Annotated in this window: 2 protein-coding genes; both read right to left on the minus strand. The window is 72.9% G+C overall.

Going from position 1 to position 7993, the window contains the following annotated elements; translation table 11 throughout:
* On the minus strand, positions 1 to 1711 hold a 1711-nt coding region (locus tag VT50_RS37655; protein ID WP_143645372.1), incomplete at its 3' end, for a type I polyketide synthase.
* Between the two features lie 82 nt (positions 1712 to 1793).
* A partial coding sequence (locus VT50_RS37660) for a type I polyketide synthase (protein ID WP_143645373.1) occupies positions 1794 to 7993 on the minus strand: 6200 nt, incomplete at its 5' end.

Consider the following 7993-nt stretch of genomic DNA (forward strand, 5'->3'; position numbering starts at 1 on the left):
CCTGACCAGGGAACACAAACACCGAACGGCCGGGAGGCGCACTCTCGCCCACCACCACGCCCTGCAGGGCGGACTTGTCCGCGACGGCGCCCAGACCGGCCAGCAGTTCGTCCCGGTCCCGGCCCAGCACGACCGCCCGGTGATCCAGCACCGACCGGGTCGTCACCAGCGACCGCGCCACATCGGCCGCGTCCAGCTCGGTGCGTTCGGCCACGTACTCCCGCAGCCGCCCGGCCTGCGCCCGCAGGCCCTCCGGGCCATGGCCCGACACCACCCAGGCCAGCGGGCCCTCGGCCACCTCGGCCTCGGCTGTCTCGGGGGCCTCGGCCTCCGGGGCCTGCTCGAGGATCACATGCGCGTTCGTCCCGCTCACGCCGAACGAGGACACACCGGCCCTGCGCCGGTCGCCCGTCTCCGGCCACGGGGTCGACTCGGTCAGCAACGATACCGCCCCCGCCGACCAGTCCACGTGCTCCGATGGCTCCTCGACGTGCAGGGTCTTCGGCAGCACACCGTGGCGCATCGCCATCACCATCTTGATGACGCCGCCCACGCCCGCGGCCGCCTGGGTGTGTCCCACATTGGATTTGAACGAGCCCAGCCACAGCGGCCGGTCGGCTCCGGCGCGCTCCTTGCCGTAGGTGGCCAGCAGCGCCTGGGCCTCGATCGGGTCGCCCAGTGGCGTTCCGGTGCCGTGTGCCTCCACGGCGTCCACATCGGCCGCCGACACACCCGCGTTGCGCAGCGCGTCACGGATCACCCGCTGCTGCGAGGGGCCGTTGGGCGCCGTCAACCGGCTGCTCGCGCCGTCCTGGTTGACGGCGGCGCCGCGTACGACGGCCAGCACTCGGTGCCCGTTGCGCTGGGCGTCGGACAGCCGCTCCAGCAGCAGCACACCGGCGCCCTCGGACCAGCCGGTGCCGTCCGCGTCGTTCGAGAAGGACTTGCAGCGTCCGTCCGCGGCGAGTCCGCGCAGTCGGCTGAACTCGATGAACACGCCGGGCGTCGCCATCATGGCCACGCCGCCGGCGAGCGCCAGCGAGCAGTCGCCCTTGCGGAGTGCCTGGACGGCCAGGTGCAGGGCGACGAGCGACGAGGAGCACGCGGTGTCCACGGTCACCGCGGGGCCTTCGAAGCCGAAGGTGTAGGAGATGCGGCCGGAGGCGACGCTTCCGGCGCTGCCGTTGCCGAGGTGGCCTTCGAGGCCTTCGGGGATCGACTGGATGCGGGAGCCGTAGTCGTTGTACATCACGCCGACGAACACGCCGGTCCTGCTGGAGCGCGCGGACGCCGGGTCGATGCCCGCCCGCTCCAGCGCCTCCCACGAGGTCTCCAGCAGCAGCCGCTGCTGCGGGTCGGTCGCCAGCGCCTCGCGGGGGCTCATGCCGAAGAACGAGGCGTCGAAACCGTTCGCGTCGTGCAGGAACCCGCCCTCACGCGTATAGCTCTTGCCCACCCGCTCCGGGTCGGGGTCGTACAGGTCCTCGTCCCACCCCCGGTCCACGGGGAAGGTGGAGATGGCGTCGGTGCCGGAGGCCACCAGCTCCCAGAGGTCCTCGGGCGACGCCACCCCACCGGGATATCTGCAGCCCATGCCGACGATGGCGATGGGTTCCCGGTCCCTGTCCCTGAGTTCCTTCAGCTCTTCACGGGTCTCGTGCAGGCTGGCCGTGGCGCGCTTGAGGTAGTCGCGCAGCTTGGTCTCGCTCACCGCTTCTTGTCACTCCTCTGAGTACCCCGGACAGGGGTGGAAAGCCTTCGGCCGGTCATTTCCGGGGACGGGGGTGGCCACGTCACGAGAGCTCCTCGTCGAGGAAGTCGAAGATCTCGTCGTCGGTCGCCGACTCGAAGCGGTCGGCGGCGGCGACCCCGCCGTTCGCCGTCTCCGGCTGCTCCCCCGCGGTCAGCTTGGCCAGGACCTGCTGCAGCCGCGAGGCCAGCCGCTCCCTGGCGGCTTCGTCCGCCACCACCTCGCCGAAGGAGTTCTCCAGCTTCTCCAGCTCCGACAGGACCGGCAGCACCACCGACGCGTCCGGCTCTCCGCCGACGAGCTCATCGGCCAGATATCCGGCCAGCGCCCTGGAGGTGGTGTAGTCGAACAGCAGGGTGGCGGGCAGCCGGAGGCCGGTGGCGGTTCCCAGCTGGTTGCGCAGCCCGACCGCGGTCAGTGAGTCGAAGCCGAGCTCCAGGAAGCCACGGTCGGGGGCGATCATGCGCGCGTTGTCGTGGCCCAGTGCCCTGGCCGCGTGCTCGGTCACCAGCTCGAGGAGCGCCTGCCGCCGGGCGGCCGGGTTCATCGAGCCGATACGGCGGCGCAGTTCGGCGGAGTCGGCGCCGGAGCCGCCGGTGGACTTCGCGGGGCCGCGCCGGGCCGTGGTCCGGATGACTCCCCGCAGCAGCGCCGGGATCGGCCCGTCCTGGGCCCGCCACGCCGAGGCGTTGAGCCGTGCCGGGACGAGGGTGGCCGTGTCGATGCCGCACGCGGTGTCGAACAGGGCCAGCGCCTCCTCGGAGGCCATCGGGGTCACACCCTCGCGGGCGAGGCGCCGCATATGGGCCTCGTCCAGCTTGCCGGTCATGCCGCTGCGCTCCTCCCACAGGCCCCAGGCGAGCGACTGGGCGGGAAGTCCCTCGGCCCGGCGCCGCTGGGCGAACGCGTCCAGGAAGGCGTTGGCGGCGGCGTAGTTGGCCTGGCCGGTGCCGCCGAGGGTCCCGGAGAGCGAGGAGAAGAGCACGAACGCGGACAGGTCGAGACCGGCGGTCAGCTCGTGCAGGTTGAGCACCGCGTCGACCTTGGGCCGCAGCACACGGTCGATCCGCTCGGGGGTGAGGGCTTCGACGACACCGTCGTCCAGCACACCGGCGGTGTGGACCACGGCGGTGAGCGGGTGCTCGTCCGGCAGGGCGGCCAGCAGCGCGGCGAGGGCGTCGCGGTCGGCGGTGTCGCAGGCGGCGACCGTGGCGTCGGCACCGAGGTCCGCCAGCTCCGTGCGCAGTTCGGCCGCGCCGTCCGCGGCGAGACCGCGGCGGCTGACCAGCACGAGGTGACGGACGCCGTGCGCGCCGACGAGGTGCCGTGCGACCAGGCCGCCGAGGCCGGACGCCGCCCCGGTGACCAGGACGGTGCCGCGCGGGTCCCAGGTGGGGCCGCTGGTGACGGTGGTCTCCTCGGTCGCCCCGCCGGGCGCCGGGACCCGGGCCAGCCGACCGGCCAGGACCTCGCCGTCGCGTACCACGAACTGTGGCTCGTCGGCGGTGAGCGCCGCCGGGAGGATCCGGCGTGAGCCGTCGTGGTCGTCCAGGTCGGCCAGGACGAACCGGCCGGGGTGCTCGGACTGGGCCGAGCGCACCAGGCCCCAGACGGCCGCGGCGGCGGGGTCGGCCACATCGGTGTCGGCGCCCGCTGCGATGGCTCCCCGGGTGAGGAACACCAGCCGGGAGGCGCCGAAGCGCTCATCGGCCAGCCAGCCCTTCAGCAGGTCGAGGGCGCGGTGTCCGGCGCCCCGTACGGCCTCCGCCAGCTCCGGCGTCCGGCGGGTGCGGGACACCTGCGCGGCCAGTACGACGTCGGGCGCGGTGGCGCCCGCGTCGATGGCCACGGCCAGGGCCGCGAGGTCCGGATGGGTGTCCACGGTGACATCGGCCGCTCCGAGGACGTCCGCCACCCCGGCCAGGTCGGGGCCGACGAGCGCCCAGCGCCCGGCCCCGCTCGCCACCGGGGCGCGGAAGGTGTCCGGGGCGGTCGGCACCCACTCGACCTGGTACAGCGACTCGTACGGCTGGGCGGAGTTCACCTGCTCCGGGGCCACGGGCCGCAGGACGAGGGCGTCCACCGAGGCGACGGGCGCGCCGGAGGTGTCGGTGGCGTGCAGCGAGACCGTGTCCTCGCCGACGCTGCCGAGCCGTACGCGCAGCGCGGACGCACCGGCGGTGTGGAGTGCCACGCCGTTCCAGGAGAACGGAAGGGTGCTGCCGTCGGTGCCGGACGGCTTGAACGCCACGGTGTGCAGCGAGGCGTCGAGCAGTGCGGGGTGGAGGCCGTACCGTGCGGCGTCGGCTTCCTGTGTCTCGGGCAGGTCGACCTCGGCGAAGACCTCGTCGCCACGGCGCCAGGCGGCGCGCAGCCCCTGGAAGGCCGGGCCGTAGGCGAAGCCGACGTCGGTGAACCGGTCGTAGAGGTCGGCCACGTCGATCGGCTTGGCGTCCGCGGGCGGCCATACGGCGAAGTCGGCGGCCACGGACTGCGGTGCCGTGGCGGCAGGGTCCCTGGTGAGCAGGCCGGTGGTGTGGCGGGTCCAGGGGTCGTCCGGCTGGGCGTCCTCGGACCGGGAGTACAGGTTGAGCGAACGGGCGCCGGACTCGTCCGGCTCGCCCACGGTGAGCTGGATCTGGACGGCGCCCCGCGCGGGCAGGACCAGCGGCGTCTCGATGGTCAGCTCGTCCACCCGCTCGTAGCCCACCTGCTCGGCCGCGCGCAGGGCCAGTTCCACGAAGGCCGTGCCGGGGAAGAGGACGGTGTCCGCGAAGGCGTGGTCGGCGAGCCACGGCTGGGAGGAGACGGACAGCCGGCCGGTGAACAGGTAGGAGTCGGTGTCGGCCAGGGCGACGGCGGCGCCGAGGAGCGGGTGGCCGGGGGAGTTCAGCCCCGCCGAGGTCACATCTGCGCTGGTGGCCGGTGCCGATTCGAGCCAGTAACGCTGCCGTTGGAAGGCGTAGGTCGGCAGCTCCACCCGCCGGGCGCCACGCCCGGCGAACACCGCGTCCCAGGCCACCGTGATGCCGTGGACGTGGAGTTCGGCCAGCGCCGCCGTCAGCGCCTGGACCTCCGGGCGGTCCTTGCGCAGCACGGGGACGAGGGCGGGGGCGGCCGTGCCATCGGACTCGCCGGCCGTCAGGCAGTCCTGCGCCATGGCGGTGAGCACACCGTCCGGGCCCACCTCCACGAACGACGTCACGCCCAGCTTCTCCAGCGCCCGTACCCCGTCCGCGAACCGCACGGCCTCCCGCACATGGCGCACCCAGTACTCGGGCGAGCACACCTCGTCCGCGTCCGCCGGCTGACCCGTGACATTGGAGACGAGGGAGATGGTGGGCGAGGCGAACGACAGGCCCTCGACGACCTTCCGGAAGTCTCCGAGCACACCGTCCATGCGCGGGGAGTGGAAGGCGTGGCTGACCCGCAGTCGGCGCGTCTTGCGGCCGTCGCGCTCCCACTGCCCGGCGATGTCGAGCACGGCGGCCTCGTCGCCCGCGATGACCACGGATGTCGGGCCGTTGACGGCGGCGATGCTCACCTCGGCCTCGCGCCCGGCCAGCGATGCCGCGATCTCCTCCTCGGGCGCCTGGACGGCGACCATCGCGCCGCCCTCGGGCAGTGCCTGCATCAACCGGCCACGGGCCGCCACCAGCGCGCACGCGTCCTCCAGCGTGAACACGCCCGCCACATGCGCGGCGGCGACCTCGCCGATGGAGTGGCCGATGAGCACATCCGGAGTCACGCCCCAGTGCTCCAGCAGCCGGAACAGCGCCACCTCGACGGCGAACAGCGCGGGCTGGGTGAAGGCCGTCTGGTCCAGTAGCCCGGCCTCCGCACTGCCCTCGGCCGCGAAGATCACCTCGGTCAGCGGACGGTCGAGCAGCACATCGAGATACGCGCACACCTCGTCGAGCGCCTGCGCGAACACCGGGAAGGCGTCGTACAACTCCCGCCCCATGCCGAGGCGTTGAGCGCCCTGGCCGGAGAACAGGAACGCCGTCTTGTGCTCGGCCCGCGCCACGCCCTGGATCAGCGTGGCCGCGCTCCTGCCCTCCGTCAGCGCGTCGAGTCCGGACCGGAACTGTGCCGGTTCCTCGGCGACCACAACGGCCCGGTAGGGCAGGGCGGAACGGGTCGTCGCCAGCGCATAGCCGATGTCGGTGACATCACCGGCCCGCGCGGTACGCACGCCGTCGAACTCGCGCAGCCTCCCGGCCTGGGCGCTCAGCGCGTCGGCGCTGCCGCCGGAGAGCAGCCAGGGAACCACCGTGACGGCGGCCGACGAGTCGTTGACCTCGCCGCCCGTCTCCGGCGACGGCGCCTCAAGGGGGTCTGCCGCCTCGATGATGGTGTGCGCGTTGGTACCGCTGATCCCGAAGGACGACACGGCCGCCCGGCGCGGGTGGTCCGTCTCCGGCCACGGGGTCGGCTCGTGCAGCAGGGACACGGCGCCGCTGGTCCAGTCGATATGCGGCGAGGGCTCGTCCGCGTGGAGCGTCTTCGGCAGCACGCCCTCCCGCATCGCCATCACCATCTTGATGACCCCGGCCACACCGGCCGCCGCCTGCGAATGGCCGATGTTGGACTTGATGGAGCCCAGCCACAGCGGCTGGTCCTCCGGCCGCCCCTGACCGTAGGTGGCCAGCAGCGCCTGCGCCTCGATCGGATCACCCAGCGACGTACCCGTGCCATGGGCTTCGACCGCGTCCACATCGGCGGCCGACAGGCCCGCGTTCTCGAGGGCCTTGCCGATCACACGCTGCTGCGACGGGCCGTTGGGCGCCGTCAGACCGTTGGACGCGCCGTCCTGGTTGATGGCGCTGCCGCGCACGACCGCCAGCACCTGGTGGCCCTTGCGCCGGGCGTCCGACAGCCGCTCCACCAGCAGCAGGCCCACACCCTCCGACCAGCCCGTGCCATCGGCCTCGGCGGAGAACGCCTTGCAGCGTCCGTCCGGCGAGAGCACACGCTGGGCGCTGAACTCGACGAACGTACCCGGCGTGGCCATGATCGTCACACCACCGGCCAGTGCCATGTCGCACTCGCCCTGGCGCAGCGACTGCGCGGCCAGGTGCAGGGCGACCAGCGACGACGAGCACGCGGTGTCCACCGTCACGGCCGGGCCCTCGAAGCCGAAGGTGTAGGAGAGGCGGCCGGAGGCAACACTGGAGGCGCTGCCGAGTCCGAGATAGCCCTGTACACCGTCCGGCGCGCTGACGGCCCGACCGCTGTAGTCCTGGTAGTTCGAGCCGATGAAGACACCCGCCTGGCTGCCGCGCAGCGTCGCCGGGTCGATACCGGCACGCTCGAACGCCTCCCAGGACGTCTCCAGCAGCAGCCGCTGCTGGGGGTCCATGGCCAGGGCCTCACGCCGTGAGATGCCGAAGAAGTCCGGGTCGAAGTCGGAGACGTTGTCCAGGAATCCGCCGGTGCGGGCGTAGGTCTTGCCCGGCTTGTCCGGGTCGGGGTCGTACAGCCCGTCGAGGTCCCAGCCACGGTCGTCGGGGAAGCCGGAGATCGTGTCGACTCCGGTGTTCACGATGTCCCACAGCTGCTCGGGGGTCCGCACACCGCCCGGGAAGCGGCAGCTCATCGCCACGATCGCGATGGGCTCGTCGAACGAGTCCGAGCGGGTCGGGGTGGTCTCGGCGGCCCCGCCCTCGTCGGTGCCGAACATCTCGCCGTGCAGGAACCGCGCCAGCACCGTGGGCGTGGGGTAGTCGAAGACCAGGCTGACCGGCAGCCGCAGCCCGGTCGCGGCGCCGATCCGATTGCGCAGTTCAACGGCGGTCAGCGAGTCGAAGCCGAGGTCGCGGAAGGCACGGTCAGAGGCGACCGCCTCCGCCCTGTCGTGCGCGAGAACATCTGCGGCCTGGGCACGCACCAGATCCCGCAGCGCCGTCTCGCGCTTCTCTCGGGGCATGGCCTCCAGCCGGTCGTGCAGCTCCGCCCGTCCTGGGTCGGCGCTGCCCGCCGTGGACTGCCGCTCCCTGGTGGCGCTCCGCGCGTTCCGCAGCTCGCGGAAGAGGGGAGTGTCGGTGGCGTCCGCTTCGAAGCGTGTCCAGTCGATGTCCGCGACCGCGAGGAACGCCTCATCGAGGTCCAACGCCTGCTGCAGCGCCGAAATCGCCAGCTCGGGGGACATGGCCAGCATCCCCGACCGGGTCATCTGCTCGCTGACCTCGCCCGTCACCAGGCCGCCTCCGGCCCAGGCGCCCCAGGCGATGGAGGTGGCCG

This window comes from Streptomyces antioxidans, from assembly GCF_000968685.2.
GTDB lineage: Bacteria > Actinomycetota > Actinomycetes > Streptomycetales > Streptomycetaceae > Streptomyces > Streptomyces antioxidans.